This window comes from Bacteroides sp. MSB163, from assembly GCF_036416795.1.
Lineage (GTDB): Bacteria > Bacteroidota > Bacteroidia > Bacteroidales > Bacteroidaceae > Bacteroides > Bacteroides maternus.
In genome coordinates this window covers 2,315,637-2,338,915 of record NZ_CP143867.1, presented here as the reverse complement: position 1 = coordinate 2,338,915, position 23,279 = coordinate 2,315,637, and the positions used below count along the sequence as shown (strand labels likewise).

The window sequence follows — 23,279 nt, the reverse complement described above, 5'->3', positions numbered from 1 at the left end:
ATATATAATTGAAAATTGACAATTGAATATTGAGAATTAATAGTTGAGAGCGAATAGATCATCACTCCCAACTATTAATTATAGATTTATTCCAGGTTGATGCTAAGACCCAGACCTCTCAACTCATGCAACAATACATTGAGTGATTCTGGAATACCAGGTTGCGGCATAGGTTCACCCTTCACAATTGCTTCATAAGCTTTAGAACGGCCTACAACGTCATCGGATTTGATAGTCAAGATTTCCTGCAGGATATGCGCGGCACCGAATGCCTCAAGCGCCCAAACCTCCATTTCTCCGAAACGCTGACCACCGAATTGCGCCTTACCACCCAACGGTTGTTGAGTAATCAGAGAGTACGGACCGATAGAACGTGCGTGCATCTTATCTTCAACCATGTGACCCAACTTCAACATATAGGTAACACCAACCGTAGCATGCTGGTCAAACGGCTCACCCGTACCACCATCATACAACTTTGTCTTACCATAACGTGGCAAACCAGCCTTGTCAGTCCACTCATTCAAGTCATCCAATGTAGCACCGTCAAAAATAGGAGTCGCAAATTTAACACCCAGATTCTTACCGGCACGACCTAATACAGCTTCAAATATCTGACCGATGTTCATACGAGAAGGCACACCCAACGGATTCAATACAATATCTACCGGAGTACCATCAGCTAGGAATGGCATATCTTCCTGACGAACAACGCGGGAAACAATACCCTTGTTACCGTGACGACCTGCCATCTTATCACCTACACCAATCTTACGTTTCTTAGCAATATAAACTTTCGCCATCTGAATAATACCTGCAGGAAGTTCATCACCAATAGTGATAGCAAACTTCTTACGTTTCAGTTCGGCATCCAGTTCTTTATATTTCTTGATGAAGTTCATCACCAAATCACGAATCATGCCGTTGATACGGTCATCATTCGTCCAATTGCTCAATTGAATTGAAGTAAAGTCCAAATCACCGAAATCAGAAGGAGAGAATTTGGCACCTTTTGAAATAATATCAGCACCCATATAGTCTTTTACGCCCTCTGATACATGGTTTTCAGTCAACTTCAATAGTTTTCTAATTAAGACACCTCTTAAATCAGCAACCTTCGCATCAAACTCATCATCAATCTTCGGCAACAAAGCCTTATCAGCCAATTTAGAACTACGGCTCTTGATTACACGTGAGAACAAACGCTTATCAATAACAACGCCTTTCAAAGAAGGAGAAGCTTTCAAAGAAGCATCTTTCACATCACCTGCCTTATCGCCGAAAATTGCACGAAGCAATTTTTCTTCCGGTGAAGGATCAGACTCACCTTTCGGTGTAATCTTACCAATCAAGATATCACCCGGCTGGATGCGAGCGCCCACACGTACAATACCATTTTCGTCCAAATCTTTAGTAGCTTCTTCACTCACATTCGGAATATCGGAAGTTAATTCTTCCATACCGCGCTTCGTTTCACGAACCTCCAGCGAATATTCTTCTACATGAATTGAAGTCAATATATCTTCACGAACCACACGTTCGTTCAATACGATAGCATCCTCATAGTTGTAACCCTTCCACGGCATGTAAGCAACCAGCAAGTTTTTACCCAAAGCCAACTCACCTTTTTCCGTAGAATATCCTTCTGTCAAAATCTGGCCTTTCGTTACACGCTGACCAATTTCACAAATAGGACGAAGGTCAATCGTCATATTTTGATTCGTACGACGCCACTTCGGAATACGGTATTCCTTCAATGCCGGTTCGAAGCTTACAAATTCTTCGTCCTCCGTACGATCATACAAAATACGGATAACAGTAGCGTCCACAAATTCGATTACACCATCACCTTCAGCGGTAATCTGCGTACGAGAGTCGCGAACCAACTGTCGTTCGATACCTGTACCTACAATAGGAGCTTCACTCTTCAACAAAGGAACTGCCTGGCGCATCATGTTTGACCCCATCAACGCACGGTTAGCATCGTCATGTTCCAAGAAAGGAATCAGAGATGCAGCGATTGAAGCAATCTGCTGGGGAGAAACGTCCATCAACTCTACTTCATCCGGAGTTACCACCGGATAGTCAGCATCCTGACGAGCTTTTACTTTATCGCGGATAAAAGTACCATCATCATTCAGCGGTGCATTACCTTGAGCAATAATCTTAGCTTCTTCTTCTTCCGCAGTCAAATATGCCAAACCTTCATCAGAAAGGTCAACCTTACCGTTTTCAACCTTACGATATGGAGTTTCAATGAAACCAAGTACATTGATCTTAGCGAACACGCACAAAGAAGAAATCAAACCAATGTTCGGACCTTCCGGTGTTTCAATTGGACAAAGACGACCATAGTGAGTGTAGTGAACGTCACGTACCTCAAATCCGGCACGCTCACGAGACAAACCACCAGGACCGAGAGCAGACATACGACGTTTGTGCGTAATTTCAGCCAACGGATTCGTCTGGTCCATAAACTGCGACAAAGCATTCGTTCCGAAGAATGAATTGATTACGGAAGAAATAGTCTTAGCGTTGATCAAATCAATCGGAGTAAACACTTCATTATCGCGTACGTTCATACGTTCACGAATCGTACGTGACATACGAGCCAAACCAACAGCAAATTGATTAGACAATTGCTCTCCTACAGTACGTACACGACGGTTACTCAAGTGGTCAATATCATCCACATCAGCCTTCGAGTTAATCAACTCGATCAAGTACTTAATGATTTCAATAATATCTTCCTTCGTCAGAACACGCACATCCATATCAGTCGTCAGATTCAACTTCTTGTTAATTCTATAGCGACCTACATTACCCAAATCATATCTCTTTTCAGAGAAGAACAGGTTATTGATAACCTCACGTGCACTGGCATCATCGGCAGGGTCTGCATTACGCAACTGGCGATAGATATACAATACAGCTTCCTTCTCCGAGTTACTCGGGTCTTTCTGGAGCGTGTTATATATAATAGAATAGTCAGACTGATTCGGCTCTTCCTTGTGTACAAGAATGTTCTGAACACCCGACTCTAAGATAATATCAACATGTTCCGGTTCGATCACAGTTTCACGATCGATCACCACTTCGTTACGTTCAATAGAAACTACTTCACCGGTATCTTCGTCTACAAAATCCTCAATCCATGTTTTCAAAACACGAGCCGCCAATTTACGTCCCAACACTCTCTTAAGATTAGTCTTATTGACTTTAATATCTTCGGCCAGATTGAAAATTTCAAGAATATCCTTATCATTCTCAAAGCCGATAGCTCTCAACAAAGTAGTAACGGGCAACTTCTTTTTACGGTCGATGTACGCATACATGACATTGTTAATATCAGTAGCAAACTCAATCCAAGAACCTTTGAACGGGATGATACGGGCAGAATAAAGTTTGGTACCATTAGCATGTACGCTCTGACCGAAGAATACGCCTGGAGAACGGTGAAGTTGGGATACAACAACACGTTCCGCACCGTTGATGACGAAAGTCGCCTTATCCGTCATATAAGGAATAGGACCAAGGAATACGTCCTGAATAACTGTATCAAAATCTTCATGATCGGGATCTGTACAGTATAATTTCAATTTTGCTTTCAAAGGCACACTATAAGTAAGCCCTCGCTCTATACAATCATCAATAGTATAACGCGGCGGATCAATATAGTAGTCCAAAAACTCAAGAACAAAATTGTTTCTTGTATCGGCAATGGGGAAGTTTTCAGCAAATACTTTATACAGTCCCTCGTTCTTACGCTTTTCGGGTGGGGTATCCAGTTGTAAAAAGTCTTTGAATGACTTCAATTGTACTTCCAAAAAATCCGGATATTCAAGTGGATTTTTAGTCGAAGCAAAATTAATTCTTTGGTTTACAGTATTTGAAGACATCTGTTAATGGATTTGTAGAACTTAATTTTAAATATATACACAAAAAGGTTAAGAACCCTCTTCAGAAGGGTTCTTAACCGAATTACCTGATTTACAGGCTAATGTTATTTAAGTTCAACTTCAGCTCCAGCTTCTTCCAATGTTTTCTTCAATGATTCTGCTTCGTCTTTAGCCAAACCTTCTTTTACTACGCTAGGAGCACCGTCTACCAAGTCCTTAGCTTCTTTCAAGCCAAGACCACAAGCTTCCTTCACGGCTTTAACAACCTGAAGTTTAGCTGATCCAGCGCTCTTCAATACTACATCAAAAGAAGTTTTTTCTTCAGCGGCAGCAGCACCACCAGCTGCAGGACCAGCAGCAACAGCTACAGCTGCAGCAGCAGGTTCAATACCATATTCTTCTTTAAGGATAGTTGCAAGTTCATTAACTTCTTTTACTGTCAAGTTAACTAATTGTTCTGCAAAAGCTTTCAAATCTGCCATTTTTGTATGATTTTAATTGTTTAATTACTAATTTGTTTATGAAAAATTGATTCGGGACGTTACTCCCAAGGTCGTGACACCTTTCCCATTTTTACGCTTCGGTACGTTCACCAAGAGTTTTGAGAACTCCGTGAAGAGTGTTTCCACCTGATTGGAGAGCAGAAATAACATTCTTGGCCGGTGATTGCAACAAAGCAACGATATCGGCAATAACTTCATTCTTACTCTTAATACTAACGAGAGCATCCAACTGGTCAGCACCAACATAGAAGCTTTCTTCTGCATATGCAGCTTTCAGTCCGGGAATACCGTCTTTAGCTTTTGCTTTAATCAACTTAGCTGGTAAGTTGGCAGTATTACAGAACATAATAGCTGTAGTACCCTTCAAGCAATTATAAAGCGGAGAATAATCTTCTTCCAGACTCTCCAATGCTTTGTGAAGCAATGTATTCTTAATCAGCATCAATTTGATGTCTGATTTGAAACATTCTCTTCTCAACGCGCTTGTAGCGGCAGCGTTCATTGCAGTGATGTCTATCAAATAGAAGTGATTATATTCCTTTACTGTAGCAGCAATCTGCTCAATAATCGTACTTTTATCTTCCTTTCTCATTATTACTCCGTTTTATTAGATTTCTTCTACTGATTTCGGGTCAATCTTGATACCTGCACTCATTGTGCTAGAAAGATAAATACTCTTAATATATGTACCCTTGGCTGCGGTCGGTTTCAATTTATTCAAAGTAGAGATGAATTCTTTCGCATTATCACGAATTTGATCAACGCTAAATGAAACTTTACCAATTGAAGTATGAACAATACCACTCTTGTCAACCTTGAAGTCGATCTTACCTTGCTTTACTTCTCTTACAGCTTTAGCAACATCCATAGTTACAGTACCACTCTTCGGGTTAGGCATCAATCCGCGAGGACCGAGCACACGACCGAGTGCACCAATTTTACCCATGATAGAAGGCATAGTGATGATTACATCCACATCTGTCCATCCACCTTTGATCTTTTCAATATATTCGTCAAGACCAACATAGTCCGCTCCGGCTTCTTTTGCAGCAGCTTCAGCATCCGGTGTACAAAGCACCAAAACGCGCACAACTTTACCAGTGCCATGAGGAAGTGATACAACACCTCTCACCATCTGGTTCGCCTTACGCGGATCAACGCCCAAACGCACGTCGATATCCAGTGAAGCATCAAACTTGGTATAAGTGATTTCCTTTACCAAAGATGCAGCTTCTTTCAGTGAGTATGCTTTCCCTGCTTCAATTTTTTCTGCAGCCAACTTTTGTTTTTTTGTCAGTTTACCCATTCTAATTGAAGTTTATTAGTTATTAACCGGGAACTCCCCTTTTACAGCGATACCCATACTTCTAGCTGTACCAGCAACCATTGACATGGCAGCTTCTACAGTGAAACAGTTTAAGTCAACCATCTTGTCCTGAGCAATCGCACGAACTTGTTCCCAAGTAAGCTCGGCAACTTTCTTACGGTTAGGCTCAGCAGAACCACTCTTTACCTTAGCCACTTCAAGTAATTGAATAGCAACGGGAGGAGTCTTGATTACAAAATCGAAAGACTTATCTGCGTAGTAAGTGATAATCACAGGAAGGATCTTTCCTGCTTTGTCCTGGGTTCTGGCGTTGAATTGCTTGCAAAACTCCATGATATTAATACCCTTAGAACCCAAAGCGGGGCCTACGGGAGGTGATGGGTTTGCCGCGCCTCCTTTAATCTGTAATTTGATTAGTCCAGCAACTTCTTTAGCCATTTTTTTATTGATTTATATATAAACATTAATAAAGAATACCACAGCGTAACACCTGCATTATTCTTTTTCAACTTGCATAAAGCCCAATTCGAGCGGAGTTTTCCGTCCGAATATCTTTACCATAACCTTAAGTTTCTTCTTCTCGGTGTTCACTTCTTCAATGATACCACTGAATCCGCTGAACGGGCCGTAATTTACTTTCACAGTTTCACCGACTATATACGGGATATTCAGTTCTTCACCGGCATCCTGCAATTCGTCCACCGTACCAAGTATACGATTCACTTCCGATTGTCTCAGAGGAACAGGTTTATCCGATCCACCCAAGAATCCAATCACATTAGGAGTATTTCTCAAGTGATGAGCGACCTCACCTACCAGAGCAGCCTCCACCAAAACGTAACCAGGGAGATAACTTCTCTCTTTCACAATTTTCTTTCCATTGCGAACCTGATAAACCTTTTCGGTAGGAATCAATACCTGAGATACGTAATCACCAAGGTCGCTGTTTTTAATATCAGCTTCAAGGTATTCCCTTACCTTAGCTTCTTTTCCGCTAATAGCACGCAGGACGTACCATTTTTTTTCAATCTCAGACATTTTCCCTCGTTTTTAGTGTGGATAAATAATTTTCTCCATTACGTTCTGGAAACAGAAGTCCATCGCAAATACTACCAGAGCAATAAGCAGGGAAGCATATAAAACAACTACTGCACTGTTAGTAAGTTCAGAATACGTAGGCCACGATACTTTATGTACAAGTTCGTCGTAAGTTTCTTTAAAATAAGCTACAATCTTCTTCATTTCAAAAATATTAGCACGGGAGGAGAGGCTCGAACTCCCGACACCCGGTTTTGGAGACCGGTGCTCTACCAACTGAGCTACTCCCGTGTGAACATAATCAGTTCCCGATGTAAACCGGGAACTGATTAAAATATTTGGTAATTAGTCAAGAATTTCAGTAATCTGACCAGAACCTACCGTACGACCACCTTCACGGATAGCGAAACGCAAACCTACGTTCAAAGCTACCGGGTAGATCAATTCTACGTTGATTTCTACGTTATCACCAGGCATTACCATTTCAGTTCCTTCCGGAAGAGTAATTTCACCTGTACAGTCCATAGTACGCAGATAGAATTGAGGACGATATTTGTTGTGGAACGGAGTGTGACGGCCACCTTCTTCTTTCTTCAAAACATAGATAGAAGCTTTGAATTTAGAGTGAGGCTTAATCTGACCCGGTTTACACAGAACCATACCACGTTTGATTTCGTTCTTATCAATACCACGAAGCAACAAGCCTACGTTATCACCAGCTTCACCCTGATCCAACAATTTACGGAACATTTCAACACCAGTTACAACAGACTTCTTATCTTCACCCAAACCAAGGATTTCAACTTCATCACCTACGTGAATAACGCCAGTTTCGATACGACCAGTAGCAACAGTACCACGACCAGTAATAGAGAATACGTCTTCAACCGGCATCAAGAACGGTTTATCAACATCACGCGGAGGCAGCGGAATCCAAGTATCAACTGCATCCATCAGTTCCATAACCTTGTCTTCCCATTTTTCCACACCGTTCAATGCACCAAGAGCTGAACCACGGATGATAGGAGTATTGTCACCGTCAAATTCGTATGCAGCCAACAGTTCGCGCATTTCCATTTCAACGAGTTCCAACATTTCCTCATCGTCAACCATATCGCACTTGTTCATGAATACAACAAGCTTCGGTACGTTTACCTGACGAGCCAACAAGATGTGCTCACGAGTTTGAGGCATCGGACCATCAGTAGCAGCAACTACAATGATAGCACCGTCCATCTGAGCGGCACCAGTTACCATGTTCTTTACGTAGTCGGCGTGACCCGGACAGTCTACGTGAGCATAGTGACGGTTAGCAGTTTCATACTCTACGTGAGAAGTATTAATAGTGATACCTCTTTCTTTTTCTTCAGGAGCATTATCGATCTGGTCGAAAGACTTAACTTCTGAAAGACCTTTCTTTGCCAACACTGTAGTGATAGCAGCAGTCAACGTGGTTTTACCGTGGTCAACGTGACCGATTGTACCGATGTTTACGTGCGGTTTTTTACGTTCGAATTTCTCTTTAGCCATAGCTTTACTTGTTATTTATTTGATTAATAATCAGCATTTACTTCCTTACGAGCTGTTACCGGGATTTGAACCCGGGACCTCTTCCTTACCAAGGAAGTGCTCTACCACTGAGCTATAACAGCAAGGAGAAAAAGAGGTGTGGGCAAAGATGGATTCGAACCACCGAAGGCGTAAGCCAGCAGATTTACAGTCTGCCCCATTTGGCCACTCTGGTATTTGCCCTTACATTCAAATAAAGAACTCTTTTTTCCTTATTGTCTTTTTGAGCCTCTTGTCGGATTCGAACCAACGACCCCGAGATTACAAATCACGTGCTCTGGCCAGCTGAGCTAAAGAGGCAATTACTCAAAAAATGCAACCGTTACGTTCTATCGTGAGCGAAACGGCTGCAAATTTAGGCATTTATTTCTTTTCCGCAAAATTTTAGCGAAATTTTATTTGCTCCGTTGTTTTTCCTTGTGTTTAACCAGCTGTTTTTCCAAGGCTTCAACACTCAAATCAATCGCCTCTTCAAACGTATTGCAGATTTTGCTTGCATAAAACTCCCCATTGGGAACAATCACTTTTATACCTGCTTCTTTATTCTCTGCAGTCTCCGGCTTCACAACCTTTAATGACACCTCTACTTTCTTTATATCATCGTAATACTTTTCCAATTTTACCGCTTTTTTCTGAACAAAAGCCTGCAATTGCTCTGACGCATCAAAGTGAATTGACTGAATTCTTACTTCCATACTTACCTCCTTACTTTTAGGCCCGAGGATGAGCCTGATTATACACTTTTTTAAGTTCTTCAAAAGTAGTATGCGTATAAATTTCGGTCGTCGCCAAACTTTCATGCCCAAGAAACTCTTTTATTGAGCCCAAATCGGCACCATTATTCAGCATAGCCGTTGCAAAGGTATGCCTCAGAACGTGGGGACTTCTTTTTTTTACAGTTACTACTTTCGAGAGATTCCGTTTCACAAGACTAGTTACGATACTGCGATCAAGTCGTTTTCCATTCTTCCGGACAAAAAAAGCATCCGAACGATCCGGAACCACCTCATTCCGCACATTGACATAATCCATCATCGAGCGTTCCAACTCCTTATCAAAAGGTATCAAGCGCTGTTTATTTCGCTTTCCCGTCACTTTTATCAGAGAAGCCGAAAAATCAACACCTTTATTATCCAAATCTATCAATTCAGAAAGTCGTATGCCAGTAGCATAAAACATCTCAATTATCAAGTGGTCACGACAACCTTCAAATCCTTCACCAAAGTCTATATCATCCAGCAATTTATCCATTTCTCCTTCTCTCAAAAAAACAGGAAGCGGCTTTTTCTTTTTCGGTCGCGTTATTTTTTGCAACGGATCCACAGCAACTTCCCCCTTCTTCAAGAGATATTTAAAATATGCCTGAATTGAACTTAACTTTCGATTAATCGTATTCGAAGCACAACCATTGTCCATCAAGGAAGCAATCCATTCACGAACAAGGTCTGCATCTACATCCGACGGGGTTAAATCTCCCAACATTTCTTCACCGAATTTCTGCAATTCCAGAATATCACTCCGATAGTACTTAACCGTACCCTCAGCATAATTCCGTTCATACAGAAGATAGTCAAGAAAAGAATCTGTCAATAACATATCGCTACATATCTAAATCATGCAACGAATGTATGAAAAGAATTCAATAATTCAAAGGAAATTACGAATTATTAATCTTCTACTTGCTGAAGTTGTTGTACGTAAACTGCACGTTCTTTCTTAAGTCTTTTAACTACAGACGGTTTGTCAAACTGCTGTCTGCTTCTTAATTCCTTAACGATACCAGTTTTCTCAAATTTTCTTTTAAACTTCTTCAGCGCTTTTTCAATGTTTTCGCCTTCTTTTACAGGTACTACAATCATTTTCTTTTTATTAAAATGTTAATGGTTTAAAAATCTCACGATTAAATTGAGCGGCAAAATTACACATAGTTTCTTTATTCACAAAACTTTCTGCCAAAAAAACTGCAAAAAGAGAAAAGATTATCCAGCTCAAACATCTTCCGCCAGAGGAAAAAGATAAAGCAACCGGGGATGCACTAAAAACTAATCGCAAGACTGCAAGAAATTAGTTTCTAATATGCCGGCGGATAAAGTACAGCAACCCACAAAAATATTCAGAGAAAGTGAGTATCTTTGAAGAGTGAATGTTACACCTTATTATATATAGTATATGAGTCAAACTATCAATGATCGGCTACAAGACCTACGGGCATTGTTCAGCCAGGAAGGCATACAAGCCTTTATTATCCCAAGTACCGACCCTCATCTGAGCGAATATGTTGCTCCCCACTGGAAATCCCGGGAATGGATTTCCGGCTTTACTGGTTCGGCAGGAACCGTTGTTATTACTACAAACCAAGCAGGACTATGGACCGACTCTCGCTATTTTCTCCAGGCTGCCCAGCAATTAGAAGGCACGGAAATAAAACTTTATAAAGAGATGCTTCCCGAAACACCCAGTATTTCAGCTTTTTTAAGTGCACAACTAACTCCTGGCGATACTGTCGGCATAGATGGAAAGATGTTTTCTGCAGAAGAAGTAGAAAGGATGCAAGCCGAGTTGCAAAAATGCCAGATAGAAGTAAAAAGCATTTCAGATCCCTTAGATAAATTATGGACGGATCGTCCGCCAATGCCGGAAGCTCCTGCTTTCATTTATGAAACCCAATATGCAGGAAAAAGCAGCATAGAAAAGATTGCCATTATTCGAAAAGAACTAAAAAAGTGCAATGCGAAGGCATTGTTCTTATCCGCTTTAGACGAAATCGCATGGACTCTTAATCTGCGTGGAAACGATGTACATTGCAATCCCGTGCTTGTCAGCTATCTACTTATCGAAGAGAACGAAACTCACTATTTTATTCAACCTCAAAAGATAACCGCTGAGGTTGCTACTTATATGAAAGAAACAGGAGTAAACCTGCACGCCTACGAGGAAGCAGAAACATACCTCAGCCGAATCAGTGTTGAGAGTCTACTTCTTAATCCGGCTAAAACAAATTATGCTATGTATTCAGCTGTCAACCCTGATTGCAAGATCATTCATGGCGCTTCTCCGGTCACCTTATTGAAAGCCATCCGCAACGAACAGGAAATAGCAGGAATACATGCTGCCATGCAACGGGATGGAGTAGCTTTAGTTAAGTTTCTGAAATGGTTAGAAGCATCTGTTCCCACGGGTAAGGAAACTGAAATCAGCGTAGATAAAAAACTGTATGAATTTCGTGCGGAGCAGGATTTATATATGGGAGAAAGTTTCGATACGATTGCCGGATACAAGGAACATGGAGCCATCGTGCATTATGAAGCCACTCCCGAAACAGATGTCCAGCTAAAACCGGAAGGTTTTTTGTTATTGGATTCAGGTGCACAATATTTGGATGGAACAACAGATATCACACGTACCATTGCTTTAGGAAAACTGACAGAAGAAGAAAAAACAGATTATACATTGATATTGAAGGGGCACATTGCACTGGCAATGGCTGTATTCCCTGCCGGTACACGGGGTACGCAACTGGATGTGCTGGCACGTATGCCGATATGGCAAAGAAGAATGAACTTCCTGCATGGCACAGGGCATGGTGTAGGCCACTTTCTGAATGTACACGAAGGACCTCAGAGTATTCGTATGAATGAAAATCCGGTAACATTGCAATTAGGTATGCTGACTTCCAATGAACCGGGAGTATATAAAGCCGGAAGTCATGGGATTCGTACAGAGAACATGGTTTTAGTAGTACCAGCCGGAGAAGGAATGTTTGGCAACTATCTACAATTTGAAACAGTAACCCTTTGCCCTATTTGTAAAAAGGGAATTATCAAAGAATTGCTCACACCAGAAGAGATCAATTGGCTTAACCAATATCATCAGACTGTATATGAAAAATTATCGCCCGGCTTGAACAAAGAAGAGCAGGTATGGTTGAAAGAAGCAACGAGTCAATTATAATCAAAAAATTAATCACTATATAAAATGGCATTAATTAAATCAGTAAGAGGTTTTACTCCCGAGTTTGGCGAAAATTGTTTTTTAGCTGATAACGCAGCCATCATCGGAGACGTAAAAATGGGGCGCGATTGCAGCATCTGGTTCAGCACAGTATTGCGCGGCGATGTAAATTCTATCCGTATCGGGAATGGAGTCAATATACAAGACGGAAGTGTGCTACACACATTATATGAAAAGTCAACAATTGAAATAGGTGACCACGTTTCTGTAGGACATAATGTTACTATTCACGGAGCCACTATCAAAGACTATGCATTAGTGGGAATGGGTTCTACAATCCTTGACCATGCAGTGATAGGCGAAGGAGCTATCGTTGCCGCCGGTTCACTGGTCTTAAGCAATACAGTTATTGAACCGGGAAGCATCTGGGGCGGTATACCTGCCAAGTTCATAAAAAAAGTAGATCCGGCTCAGGCTAAAGAACTGAATCAGAAGATAGCACATAATTATCTGATGTATTCTAACTGGTATAAAGAATAAAGCCAGATGAACTTCCATATACGACAGCGGACGAATAGAAATCTATCCGTCCGCTGTTCTTGTTATTTCATATCCCCTAGAAATTAATCATACTTAATATCTTATCCGTAGCCCCAGCATTACTAGTGACGTAGTATCCGGCATTCGTTCCGGTTTCGCGCAAGAAAACCTCATCAGCCAACATACGGTCCAGCAATTCTTTCAGTTCTTCATAATTCTTGATAGAGAATGCACCTTGGGCTTCTAAAAGTTGAATTGCTTCCATAAACTTCTGATACTTAGGTCCAAATATTACAGGAATACCATAAACAGCTGCTTCCAACGTATTATGAATACCAACCCCGAAGCCACCTCCGATATACGCAATTTCACCATAACGGTAAATAGAAGAAAGCAAGCCGAAACAATCTATAATCAGACAATCCGCTTTAAGCACATTCTTTTCATCCGCACGCGTATAACGAACGTACGGGCGTTTCAATTTCCGGATAATCTCTACCAGATGGTTCTCATCTATCACATGTGGAGCAATAATCAATTTCACTTCCGGATGATTATTGAAATATTCAATAAACAGATCCTCATCCGGTTGCCAGGAACTACCTGCTACAAAAGTCATGGTGTTATTCTTAAAGAGCTTCACCAAAGGCAAATCTTTCGCTTCCTCACGTATCTGCAACACCCGGTCGAAACGTGTATCGCCAACCACCGTCACACGGTTGATACCAATCTTACTCAAATAACGCTTGGAACGTTCATTCTGTACAAACAAGTGGTCGAAATTGCGAAGAACATGACGATACGTACCACCATACCACTTAAAGAATACCTGGCCACGCCGAAATATAGATGACACACTGTACACCGGAATACGACGCTTGTGTAATTCATCGAGATAATTCTTCCAGAACTCATATTTAATGAAGAATGCCATGCAAGGATTGGCTATATCCAGGAATTTCTTCACATTCCGAGGCTTGTCGAACGGTAGGTAGCACACTACATCCGCCCCGCGATAATTTTTGCGTACCTCGTATCCCGAAGGAGAAAAGAATGTCAGCAATATACCATAATCGGGATATTTGGCACGAATTTTTTCAATCAGGGGACGCCCCTGTTCAAATTCGCCTAAGGAAGCGGCATGAAACCAAATATAACGTACATCTTTTTCCAATTGCTGCCTGAGAAGTTCATACACTACCCAATGCCCCTTCATCATTTTACGGGGCTTGCGGCTAAATGGAGCCGCAAGATGCACCAAAAGGTCATAGATACCTATCGCAAGGTCGTAAAGCATACTTATTGAATTAAGAAAGTACTTCAATTGCGCGCTTCATACGCGCCAGTGTCTCTTCTTTGCCCAGCACCCAAGAGATGTCGAACATATGCGGGCCTTTCCCCTCGCCTACCAATGTCAGGCGGAAAGCATTCATAATGTTTCCGGTATGATATCCTTTTTCGGCAATCCAGTCCATTACAATCTTTTCCTGATTCTCAATGCCAAAATCTTCAATTCCTGCCAGTACTTCCATCAATTCAGTCATACACTGGGCCGAATCTTCTTTCCAGCGTTTCTTCACGGTTTTCTCATCATATTCCGTTGGAGCAACAAAGAAGAAACTGGATGCTTCCCAAAGTTCCCGCACGAAACTCACACGATTCTTCATCATGCCTACCACCGTTACTACTTTCTCGAATGGAACTTCTACTCCATGTTCTTTCAGAACCGGAACAAAAAGTTCCGCTATTTCTTCATCAGGCTTCAACAATATATATTCATGGTTGAACCAGATGCCTTTTTTATAATCAAATTTAGCGCCAGACTTGCTACAATGGCTCAAATCGAACAATTTGATCAACTCATCCATTGACATCAGCTCCTGATCATTACCCGGATTCCAACCCAGCAAAGCCAGGAAATTAATTACAGCTTCAGGCAAATATCCCGATTCGCGATATCCAGAAGATATTTCACCGGTTTTTGGATCATGCCATTCCAACGGGAATACAGGAAAACCAAGGCGGTCACCGTCACGTTTACTCAATTTGCCGTTACCTTCCGGTTTCAACAGCAGAGGCAGATGAGCAAAAGCCGGCATTGTATCTTCCCACCCGAAAGCACGGTACAACAATACATGCAGAGGTGCAGAAGGTAACCACTCCTCACCTCGAATCACATGGGAAACTTCCATCAAGTGGTCATCTACAATATTGGCAAGATGATAAGTTGGCAGTTCGTCAGCTGATTTATAAAGCACTTTATCGTCCAGAATGGAAGAATTGATTATTACCTCACCACGAATCAAGTCATTTACATGTACATCTTCATTGGGTTCTATCTTGAAACGAACTACGTACTGCTTACCTTCAGTAATCAATGCATCCACTTCTTCTTTCGAAAGTGTCAATGAATTACGCATTTGCATACGAGTAGAAGCATCATATTGGAAATTGGCTATCTCTGCACGTTTCGCATCCAGTTCTTCAGGAGTATCAAAAGCGATATAAGCCTTATCATTCTCCAATAATACCTTTACATACTTCTTGTATATTTCGCGACGTTCGGACTGACGGTACGGACCATACTCCCCACCAAAACTGACACCCTCATCAAACGGAATGCCCAACCACTTGAAAGACTCAAGGATATATTCTTCTGCACCCGGTACAAAACGGTTACTATCAGTATCTTCAATACGGAAAATCATGTCTCCCCCATGCTGGCGAGCAAAGAGATAATTATATAATGCTGTACGCACACCACCAATGTGCAAAGCCCCCGTAGGACTCGGGGCAAAACGGACTCTGACTCTTCTTTCTGTCATATTTTGCATTACTTATGAGATAATTAGACGGCAAAATTAAACCTTTTTTTCCACACTAATGTTTTTTTTTGTACTTTTCGCAAAAAATTCAACCGATATGAATAAATCCAAGACCCAAAAAAGCTTTTCTTACAGAGATTTGCTATACAAAGCACTCATTTTTATCGGCACGGTAGCCATCATAGTATACTTCTTACCGCGTGACGGCAAGTTTAATTATCAGTTCGATATTGACAAACCGTGGAAGTATGGGCAACTTATGGCCACATTCAATTTCCCCATATATAAAGATGATGCCGTAGTAAAACATGAACAAGACAGCATGCTTGCCAGTTTCCAGCCTTACTATCAGTTGGATAAAAGTGTAGAAAAAACCGTGCTTAGCAAATTAAAAACGGATTATCAAAGTCACTTGCGCGACATCGTTCCGTCTTCTGACTATATGCGCTATCTGGAGAAAAGGTTATCCGAAATTTATAAAGCAGGTATACTTTCTACCGAAGAACGCAGCAAATTACAAAAAGACAGCACCGCTGTCATCATGGTGATTGATGATAAGCTGGCCAACCAGCGGGGGACCGAACAGCTTTTTTCCGTAAAAGACGCTTATGCCTACCTGCTCACTGCGGATACGGCACATTATTCTCCTTACATCCTGCGCCAGTGCTCACTCAACGAATATTTGTACCCGAATCTGACTTACGATGAGCAACGCACCGAAACAGCCAAAAAGGAAGCACTGGATAATTATGCCTGGGCCAATGGCGTTGTGCAAAGTGGCCAGAAGATTATTGATCGGGGAGAAATCGTAGATAAGGAAACTTACAATATCCTTGAAAGTCTGAGGAAGGAGTCTATACAACGTAGTGAATCTATCGGACAAAAACGTTTGATACTGACCGGACAAATCTTGTTTGTCAGCATTTTCATGCTCTGTTTTATGCTGTACCTCGATTTATTCCGCAAGGATTATTACGAACGCAAGGGGAGTTTATCCCTACTATTTACACTGATTATGTTCTATTGTGTAGTAACAGCACTCATGGTGTCGAATAACATATACAATGTTTATATCATTCCGTATGCCATGCTGCCTATCATTATCCGCGTATTCCTCGACTCACGCACAGCATTCCTTACGCAGGTGGTCACTATACTGATCTGCTCCATTTGTTTACGCTATCCACACGAATTTATATTGCTGCAACTGACTGCCGGCCTGGTCGCTATTTTCAGTTTGCGCGAATTGTCACAACGTTCGCAGCTCTTCCGTACGGCATTATTAGTGATATTGACCTATGCCGCTCTTTACTTCGCTTTCGAACTGATCACCGAAAACGATTTATCGAAATTAAACGGAAGTATGTATAGTTACTTTATAGTCAATGGTGTACTTCTATTGTTCACCTATCCGCTTCTGTTCTTGTTGGAGAAAACATTTGGATTTACTTCCAACGTTACTCTGGTAGAACTTTCTAATATCAACAGCCCGTTGCTGCGCCGTTTGTCAGAGACTGTTCCGGGAACTTTCCAACATTCCATGCAAGTGGCTAATCTTGCCGCAGAAGCTGCCAACCGTATTGGAGCTAAGAGCCAGTTGGTGCGTACCGGAGCTTTGTACCACGACATCGGAAAAATGGAAAATCCAGTATTCTTCACTGAAAACCAATCAGGAGGTGTCAATCCGCATAAAAATCTTAGTTACGAGCAAAGTGCACAGGTGATAATCAGTCACGTGACGGACGGACTGAAACTGGCGGAAAAAAACAATTTGCCTAAAGTGATAAAAGACTTCATCAGTACCCATCACGGTAAGGGAAAGACTAAATACTTCTATATCTCTTGGAAGAACGAGCATCCCGATGAAGAGCCGAACGAGGAATTATTCACTTACCCCGGCCCAAATCCGTTCACCCGCGAAACGGCCATTCTAATGATGGCGGATGCAGTAGAAGCTGCATCCCGCAGTCTGCCCGAATATACAGAAGAGAGCATCAACAACCTAGTGGAAAAGATTATAGACTCGCAGGTAGAAGAAGGTTTCTTCAAAGAATGTCCTATTACATTCAAGGACATTGCTATCGTGAAATCGGTGTTCAAAGAGAAACTGAAAACAATTTATCATACCCGCATCAGCTACCCCGAACTTAAAAAATAAAAGATATGAAAACAATCGCACAAGACCAGAAACGTACCGAAAGCCTGCTACAACGCAAAGGTATCCGGCTACACGACATCCAAAGTTTCAGTTTCATGAAACGTTTTCATGAAGTTCCGCGCAAGAGCAACCTGAAGGTCAAAGATAAATATGGCGCGGGCATATTAACATTGCGCCTGAAACAGGGTATTCAAAGAGCTTTTTATGTCCATCCGTTTCAAAAACCGTCATCTGTTATCCGCTATCTGATTTCACAAGATATACCTTTTGAGAACCATATCACCCGAAAACGGACAGCCGCAGAGATTCCGACCACGACCTATCAGCGCCCATCACTCTATATGTTCTATTTCTTTGTGCTTTTCATCACATTTATGATATTGGGATATCAGGCTGTAGCATTCGGAAGTTGGTGGGCATATATTCTCGGAATCATTTCATTCGGCCTGAGTATCTACTTTATACACATGTTAATGACACGTTTCTGTTATCTGAAAGTAGATAACGAAAGCCTTAGGATATACAGCGTAGGACGTGAAATTAAGTATCCTTACGAAGATATACTCAAAGTCAATTTTGACTTTGCACGCGAACAGGCTTTTACGCATGTTATGGAGATATTGGATAAAGACTATCACTATCGCCTCTATTATATAGGAAGGGTATCGCGCCGAACCCTGAATGATATTGCCGAAGTACTACAAAGTGCAGGAGTGGATGCAACATGCAGCCTGAATGAAGACAAGAGGTTCTATCAAGACATCACGCACTGACGAACCCGATTATTTCAGATGTTCCAACAGCCCGGCACAAGCATCCTCCAGCAAGTCGAGCACATATTCAAATCCTTCCGCCCCACCATAATACGGATCGGGCACGTAGTCAGCATGCGTAAAGCGAGTACAGAATTCCGTCATACGGTGTATCTTCTTCCATTCTTCAGGGGAGGGCGCACGGTCTTTCAAATCTTCAATATTCCGGTCATCCATCCCTATTATCAAATCGAAGTTATAAAAGTCTTCCGTCTGTACGGGACGCGAACGATGTGTGAGTTCGTAACCTCGACGAATAGCGTGAGCACGCATCCGACTGTCAGGTAACTCTCCTCGATGATAAGAGAGAATACCGGCAGAGTCTATCACAAACTGGTCTTCCAGTCCGGCTTCTGAAACCAAATGATTCATCACACCTTCCGCAGAGGAAGAACGGCAAATATTACCCAGGCAAACAAAAAGTATTCTTTTCATACAATTAATAATCAGCGTATTATATTCTATCTAAAAATATTAGTTTACTATATGGTTTACATTCTATGACACAACAAATATGGTTTTATCTAAATACTTATTGCAACATAGAATAAAACACTTACACGACAAAAGCCATAGAGACGTTGTTAAAGATTGTTTTAAACACAAACAATACAGCCCTAATCTGTCTCTTTTTGTTAATACAACAAACTTACTAAGACCACATTTTAACAAAACAAATCGTGCAAAGATAAGCGGAAGAATAGCCTATCAAAAAGTATTTTAGAAAAATAAGAGATTTTATTCCTAATTTTTAACACCACAGCAAGGTATCAACCTCAAAACTTCTGTATTCAGACAACACATAAAACGTTCAACTTATTGAGTATCAAAAATATATCGAAGCTATAATTTGTAGATTAGATTACATGACGGAAAATATACTTTAGAGTGTTACCTCTACCCAAAAGAGAGATTACTCCCCCTTCTAACATGATGCAAATATAAACTTTATCTCCAAGATAAACAAGCATTAAATATTGTTTGATTTAAATTTTATTATGTTCACGTTAAAGCCATTATGATTTTTGGATTTCAAATAAATCATTCCGTACATTTGCAACATCAAACGATTGAAATACAGATTGTTTCTCTTCAAGCAATCAGATTCAATCACAAAACAAAAATGTTATCAATGTTTAATTTTAAAATACAAAAACAATGGAAAATTTGAAAAATCTCGTATTGGCTGCAAGCAAAAAAGTAGAAATGAATGGCGTTACTGATATTAAAGAGTTGTACCCTGATTCAACCGTATTTGATTCTATTGAAGAATTTGAACAACATGTTATTGATAGAGCAGTTGAATATATAGTTTACAATTATCCCTATGAAGAAGATTATACATCAGGAACTTGGATGTTCTCAACAGCTTGTGATTGTGAAGGTGATTGGATATTCTTGATTGATGGAGACTACCGTCTCATGGACTACTGTAATGTTAGCGACACTAATGTAAGCAATGTACAACATACAATTTGGGAAAATAATATTGAAGAATTTAATGATAGGCTTTCAGAAGAACTTGAGATTAAAACGAATGTTGACACATCAACACATACCATCGAAGGTAAAGAAGTGACTATCTCAACAATCGAAGTTCTCAACAAAGAAAGCGAATAACATTATTTGAAATATACATTAAGATGGATTTACTGTTAAAAGTGAATGTAACTTTTTCAATAAATCCATCTTTTTACAACAAAACGTTAGTATTCAGCATATTATAGTAAACTTCAATATTCACTTCCAAGATTTGTGAATATGAAATAGAAAAACATGCCGATGCCTACTTTTCATTTTTTAATGGTGTATCAGGCAAGAAGTCTTTAGGAGAGCAACTAAAAACTTTAGCCAACTCATTTAAATGATTGAGATTATATTTCGCTCTCCGTTTAGGATTCTCAATATCTGCAATGAAACTTGGAGAAAGATTCATATAGTCTGCCAATTCTACTTGTGACCACTTTCTTTCCATCCTCATAGCCTTTACCTTTTGTATTACAAAATCTTCTATATTAGTCATATATGCTAATTATTTAAGTTGGTAAAGGAAAGATTATTGCAGAAATATTTTGAGCGTACATGTACGTGTATTATCTTTGCGCCATCAATTAAGCAAGAAGCATTTAACTAAAAAAAGAAAAATGAAAAAGAAAGCTATTTTTTTATTGACCATTTTATTAATGGCAAGTTTCGTAACAAGCTGTTCAAGCGATGATGATAATGAAAAAACAGAGTTCACATCAACACTAACAGCGAATGGAAGTGCAGTTAAAATTACAAATCTCGAAGGTAAAGCAATAGCAGGCTCTATATACGAGTTTTGGATAAATGATGCAACATCTGATTTTTATATTCAAGGGAATATCACATCTCATGAAGTACATACTTCGGGAAAGGACGTTACCAAAGACTGTAAAATGATGATTGCTTTAGTGAATAATGAAGAATGGTATACCTCCGAAAAAGAGTACGTTTCTGGTACTGTTACAATAGAAAAATGGGATTTGGAAAATTTCAAAGTTACACTTGTATTTAAGGATTATAAATGCAAATCGGGTTCAAAGAGTATTGTTTTGAACGGCAGTGTTACCTTTCCAACATCCATAAATATTTAATCAATAGAATAAAACAACTTCAAATTGAGTAGTTACACGCAAGTCTAACAATTAAATACGGCTTCATTATTCCTATGAATAAAATTGCACTTGCACTTATTTTATTAATATTACCATTCTCTTTAGCCTATACATCACCACGAAAAAAGGTAGGCATCGTTTTAAGTGGTGGTGGAGCTAAAGGGGTTGCGCATATTGGGGTAATAAAAGCTCTTGAAGAATTAAATATACCTATTGATTATATTGCAGGAACAAGCATCGGAGCTATTATTGGCGGATTGTATTCTATAGGTTACACATCCGAACAATTAGAAACAATAGTAAAACAAACAGATTGGATAAATTTGCTTACTGATAAAGTTTCACGCGAAAAAATTCCTTTCCCCTTTAAATCCAATGATAGCAAATACCTTGTATCATTCCCATTCAACAATAGTAAGAAGAATGGAGGCATAATAAAAGGGAAGAATATATCACAGTTATTACATCAACTTACAGAAGGTTATCAAAATGTAACCAATTTTGATAGCCTTCCAATTCCTTTTGCATGCATTGCCACAGATATGGCAAGAAACCAAAAAGAGGTCATTCGCTTTGGCAAACTTTCAGAGGCAATGCGAGCTAGTATGGCTGTTCCCATTGTTTTTTCACCAATATATTCAGGACAGAAAGTTTTAATTGACGGAGGATTTAAAGATAATCTGCCAATTGATGTTGTTAAAGCGATGGGAGCAGATATTATTATCGGTATTGATGTACAATCTGAATTATCAGATGCAGACAACTTGCATTCGATTGCAGGAATAGCCAACCAGCTTATGCTAATGATTTGCCAATCATCACTTGACGGAAGCACTAAGGATATAGATGCTTATGTAAAAGTTGATGTAGAAAACTATAATGCTGCAAGTTTTACAAAAGCCGCAATAGACACTCTTATTATAAGAGGAGAAAATGCCGCAAAAGCCAATTACAATACATTATTATCAATCAAGAATAGAATAGGCATAGTAAATAATAAAAGAAATAATAAAGCCCAATTACCCTTGTTTTATCCGCAATATGTTCCAAGCAATGATAATCAACTAAGAATTGGACTAAGATTCGATAGCGAGGATATTGCAGCAGTGATGCTTAATATCAATTTGAATAAACATAAATTCGGGAAAGCCGAAATAGCGGTAAGAGGAGGAAAACAATCTTTCCTCAGAACCCAATATCATTTCCCCATATCCAAACCACAATGGATAACACTTTCAAATCAAATTGGTTACAATGACATATTTTTATATAGTCATGGATACAAAATATCTAATCCAACCTTTATACGGAATACTAGCAGTCTAATTTACTCTATTACACCTTCAAGAAACCTTCAAATGGAAGTTGGAGCTTCATTAGATTATCATCGGTATTATAGGACATTGGCAAGTGAAGATGCAACACTGATGAAACGAAAAAATTTATTTCTTAATTATCACACGAAATTGAAATATGAAACTTTAGACAAAAGATATTTTCCGACTAAAGGTCTGAAAACTAATATTTCTTATACAATATATACCGATTTGCATACCAGCACTGCATACTCATCACTTGCTACCCAAATCACTAAGATATTTCCAATCGCACTAAATACATTTATTATACCGACAATATACGGAAGATTTATTTTTAATGATGGTATTCCGCTTATGTACAGTAATGTCATTGGTGGAGAAGGATATAATCCACATTACGAGCAACAAATACCTTTTTCAGGGCTGCTCCATACAGAATCCACCCTGAAATTATTGGGAAATGCACGAATCCAAATAAGACATAAATTCCATGAAAAGCAATATCTTACCTTATCAGGAAATTATGCTATCCATCAAAATCAGTTTTCTAATTTCCTTCAAGGTAAAAAAATATATGGAACAAGCATCGGATATGGTTACGATAGTCCATTGGGACCTATAGAAGGATTTATATGTTACTCCAATAGGACTAACAAACTGGGATTTTATCTTAATATCGGATTTGGATTTTAAAAAATA

22 protein-coding genes and 4 tRNA genes are annotated in these 23,279 nt (G+C 39.9%); 7 read left to right on the top strand and 19 right to left on the bottom strand.

Going from position 1 to position 23,279, the window contains the following annotated elements; all coding sequences use genetic code 11:
• Window positions 1–86: 86 nt before the first annotated feature.
• The 15 genes from rpoB to rpsU all read right to left on the bottom strand — a co-directional run bounded on the left by rpoB (window position 87) and on the right by rpsU (window position 10,195).
• On the bottom strand, window positions 87–3,899 hold the full coding sequence (gene rpoB, locus VYM24_RS08220; protein WP_007212060.1) for a DNA-directed RNA polymerase subunit beta: 3,813 nt from the start codon (window positions 3,897–3,899) through the stop codon (window positions 87–89).
• Between the two features lie 104 nt (window positions 3,900–4,003).
• Window positions 4,004–4,381: a 50S ribosomal protein L7/L12 gene (gene rplL / locus VYM24_RS08215; RefSeq protein ID WP_007212059.1), complete on the bottom strand. Its 378-nt coding sequence runs from the start codon at window positions 4,379–4,381 to the stop codon at window positions 4,004–4,006.
• A gap of 91 nt (window positions 4,382–4,472) precedes the next feature.
• The gene (rplJ, locus tag VYM24_RS08210; RefSeq protein ID WP_007212058.1) at window positions 4,473–4,994 is read right to left on the bottom strand and encodes a 50S ribosomal protein L10; all 522 of its coding nucleotides are present in this window, start codon (window positions 4,992–4,994) and stop codon (window positions 4,473–4,475) included.
• A 15-nt stretch (window positions 4,995–5,009) separates the two neighbouring features.
• Entirely contained in the window at window positions 5,010–5,708 is a 699-nt protein-coding gene (rplA, locus tag VYM24_RS08205) for a 50S ribosomal protein L1 (protein ID WP_291550168.1), read from the bottom strand.
• Window positions 5,709–5,723: 15 nt separating this feature from the next.
• Window positions 5,724–6,167 carry a 50S ribosomal protein L11 gene (gene rplK / locus VYM24_RS08200; protein WP_149925267.1) on the bottom strand — a complete coding sequence of 148 codons (444 nt, stop codon included), beginning with the start codon at window positions 6,165–6,167 and terminating at the stop codon, window positions 5,724–5,726.
• A gap of 57 nt (window positions 6,168–6,224) precedes the next feature.
• The gene (gene nusG, locus VYM24_RS08195) at window positions 6,225–6,767 is read right to left on the bottom strand and encodes a transcription termination/antitermination protein NusG (RefSeq protein WP_044263556.1); all 543 of its coding nucleotides are present in this window, start codon (window positions 6,765–6,767) and stop codon (window positions 6,225–6,227) included.
• Between the two features lie 12 nt (window positions 6,768–6,779).
• Window positions 6,780–6,971: a preprotein translocase subunit SecE gene (gene secE, locus VYM24_RS08190; protein WP_007212054.1), complete on the bottom strand. Its 192-nt coding sequence runs from the start codon at window positions 6,969–6,971 to the stop codon at window positions 6,780–6,782.
• A 14-nt stretch (window positions 6,972–6,985) separates the two neighbouring features.
• Window positions 6,986–7,058, bottom strand: a tRNA-Trp gene (locus VYM24_RS08185).
• A 54-nt stretch (window positions 7,059–7,112) separates the two neighbouring features.
• Window positions 7,113–8,297 (bottom strand): elongation factor Tu, encoded by a 1,185-nt coding sequence (tuf, locus tag VYM24_RS08180; RefSeq protein ID WP_073314903.1) that lies wholly within the window; start codon window positions 8,295–8,297, stop codon window positions 7,113–7,115.
• A gap of 50 nt (window positions 8,298–8,347) precedes the next feature.
• Window positions 8,348–8,419, bottom strand: a tRNA-Thr gene (locus VYM24_RS08175).
• Between the two features lie 17 nt (window positions 8,420–8,436).
• Window positions 8,437–8,519 (bottom strand) — tRNA-Tyr (locus VYM24_RS08170).
• A gap of 43 nt (window positions 8,520–8,562) precedes the next feature.
• Window positions 8,563–8,636 (bottom strand) — tRNA-Thr (locus VYM24_RS08165).
• Between the two features lie 95 nt (window positions 8,637–8,731).
• On the bottom strand, window positions 8,732–9,031 hold the full coding sequence (hpf, locus tag VYM24_RS08160) for a ribosome hibernation-promoting factor, HPF/YfiA family (RefSeq protein ID WP_330941939.1): 300 nt from the start codon (window positions 9,029–9,031) through the stop codon (window positions 8,732–8,734).
• 16 nt (window positions 9,032–9,047) lie between these two features.
• Window positions 9,048–9,932, bottom strand: a complete 885-nt coding sequence (xerA, locus tag VYM24_RS08155; protein WP_330941938.1) for a site-specific tyrosine recombinase/integron integrase — start codon at window positions 9,930–9,932, stop codon at window positions 9,048–9,050.
• A 71-nt stretch (window positions 9,933–10,003) separates the two neighbouring features.
• The gene (rpsU, locus tag VYM24_RS08150) at window positions 10,004–10,195 is read right to left on the bottom strand and encodes a 30S ribosomal protein S21 (protein WP_007212050.1); all 192 of its coding nucleotides are present in this window, start codon (window positions 10,193–10,195) and stop codon (window positions 10,004–10,006) included.
• Between the two features lie 310 nt (window positions 10,196–10,505).
• On the opposite strand from rpsU, the gene VYM24_RS08145 reads away from it, so the two are divergent.
• Both VYM24_RS08145 and VYM24_RS08140 read left to right on the top strand, forming a co-directional pair.
• Window positions 10,506–12,287, top strand: coding sequence for an aminopeptidase P family protein (locus VYM24_RS08145; RefSeq protein WP_291550161.1), 1,782 nt, complete (start codon window positions 10,506–10,508; stop codon window positions 12,285–12,287).
• 24 nt (window positions 12,288–12,311) lie between these two features.
• Window positions 12,312–12,827 (top strand): gamma carbonic anhydrase family protein, encoded by a 516-nt coding sequence (locus VYM24_RS08140; protein ID WP_330941937.1) that lies wholly within the window; start codon window positions 12,312–12,314, stop codon window positions 12,825–12,827.
• A 76-nt stretch (window positions 12,828–12,903) separates the two neighbouring features.
• On the opposite strand, the gene VYM24_RS08135 is transcribed toward VYM24_RS08140, so the two are convergent.
• Together VYM24_RS08135 and gltX are read right to left on the bottom strand one after the other, a co-directional pair.
• On the bottom strand, window positions 12,904–14,124 hold the full coding sequence (locus VYM24_RS08135; RefSeq protein WP_007212045.1) for a 3-deoxy-D-manno-octulosonic acid transferase: 1,221 nt from the start codon (window positions 14,122–14,124) through the stop codon (window positions 12,904–12,906).
• A 10-nt stretch (window positions 14,125–14,134) separates the two neighbouring features.
• Window positions 14,135–15,652 carry a glutamate--tRNA ligase gene (gene gltX, locus VYM24_RS08130; RefSeq protein WP_291550158.1) on the bottom strand — a complete coding sequence of 506 codons (1,518 nt, stop codon included), beginning with the start codon at window positions 15,650–15,652 and terminating at the stop codon, window positions 14,135–14,137.
• A 97-nt stretch (window positions 15,653–15,749) separates the two neighbouring features.
• On the opposite strand from gltX, the gene VYM24_RS08125 reads away from it, so the two are divergent.
• A complete protein-coding gene (locus VYM24_RS08125; RefSeq protein WP_291550156.1) occupies window positions 15,750–17,810 on the top strand; it encodes an HD family phosphohydrolase in 2,061 nt (686 codons plus the stop codon).
• Between the two features lie 5 nt (window positions 17,811–17,815).
• On the top strand, window positions 17,816–18,583 hold the full coding sequence (locus tag VYM24_RS08120) for a hypothetical protein (RefSeq protein WP_291550153.1): 768 nt from the start codon (window positions 17,816–17,818) through the stop codon (window positions 18,581–18,583).
• A gap of 9 nt (window positions 18,584–18,592) precedes the next feature.
• Here the strand turns inward: VYM24_RS08120 and VYM24_RS08115 are convergent, their stop codons facing one another.
• Window positions 18,593–19,057 carry a low molecular weight protein-tyrosine-phosphatase gene (locus tag VYM24_RS08115; protein WP_330941936.1) on the bottom strand — a complete coding sequence of 155 codons (465 nt, stop codon included), beginning with the start codon at window positions 19,055–19,057 and terminating at the stop codon, window positions 18,593–18,595.
• Window positions 19,058–19,780: 723 nt separating this feature from the next.
• On the opposite strand from VYM24_RS08115, the gene VYM24_RS08110 reads away from it, so the two are divergent.
• Entirely contained in the window at window positions 19,781–20,242 is a 462-nt protein-coding gene (locus VYM24_RS08110; RefSeq protein WP_234259152.1) for a hypothetical protein, read from the top strand.
• A gap of 166 nt (window positions 20,243–20,408) precedes the next feature.
• On the opposite strand, the gene VYM24_RS08105 is transcribed toward VYM24_RS08110, so the two are convergent.
• On the bottom strand, window positions 20,409–20,645 hold the full coding sequence (locus tag VYM24_RS08105; RefSeq protein ID WP_008653555.1) for a helix-turn-helix domain-containing protein: 237 nt from the start codon (window positions 20,643–20,645) through the stop codon (window positions 20,409–20,411).
• A gap of 121 nt (window positions 20,646–20,766) precedes the next feature.
• Here VYM24_RS08105 and VYM24_RS08100 point away from each other — a divergent pair, with 121 nt between their 5' ends.
• Window positions 20,767–21,240 carry a hypothetical protein gene (locus VYM24_RS08100; protein WP_008653557.1) on the top strand — a complete coding sequence of 158 codons (474 nt, stop codon included), beginning with the start codon at window positions 20,767–20,769 and terminating at the stop codon, window positions 21,238–21,240.
• Window positions 21,241–21,314: 74 nt separating this feature from the next.
• On the top strand, window positions 21,315–23,273 hold the full coding sequence (locus VYM24_RS08095) for a patatin-like phospholipase family protein (protein WP_234259154.1): 1,959 nt from the start codon (window positions 21,315–21,317) through the stop codon (window positions 23,271–23,273).
• Window positions 23,274–23,279: the final 6 nt, after the last annotated feature.